This is a genomic window from Oleiphilus sp. HI0061 (assembly GCF_001635675.1).
This window is the reverse complement of record NZ_LWFE01000536.1, coordinates 1-488: the sequence shown is the minus strand read 5'-3', so window position 1 is coordinate 488 and position 488 is coordinate 1. Positions and strand designations below refer to the sequence as shown.

At 43.2% G+C, this 488-nt stretch carries 1 protein-coding gene; it reads left to right on the top strand.

The genetic code is table 11. The annotated features are described in order from the left end of the window. Positions 1-488, top strand: a 488-nt coding sequence (locus A3735_RS30435) for a GAF domain-containing protein (RefSeq protein WP_369820512.1), incomplete at both ends; no start/stop codon positions are given.

Below are 488 nucleotides of genomic sequence, written 5' to 3'. Positions count from 1 at the left end.
CCGTCGCCTTGTTTGATGCGAAAACCGATACCCTTAAAACCTTTGCTTGGAGCAGCGAACACGAAAGCCCTTTGACTCACTATCAAGCAAGTTTAAGCGATGCCCCTTCCCTGATAGAGATAATCAAGAGTGGGAATCCACGAGTCGTAAACAATATGGAAATTTTTTCTGACGGCCAGAATACCCATACGAGAGTATTAGAAAAGAGTCATTTCGGCTCTAGCTATACATTTCCAATGTATCAAGATGGGCAATTTATCGGCTTTATATTTTTTAACTCCTTCGAAAAAAACGTCTTTGAAGAAAGCACCTTGGTAGACCTGGATATGACAGCTCACATGCTCGTTCTTCTGGTATCCCATGAACAAGATGTGGTAGGTACCTTACAAGCAACTGTCAGAAGCGCCATGAATTTCACTCACCATCGTGACCCTGAAACAGCAATGCACATCGACCGAATGTCCCGATTTTCAAGACTAATCGCTGAC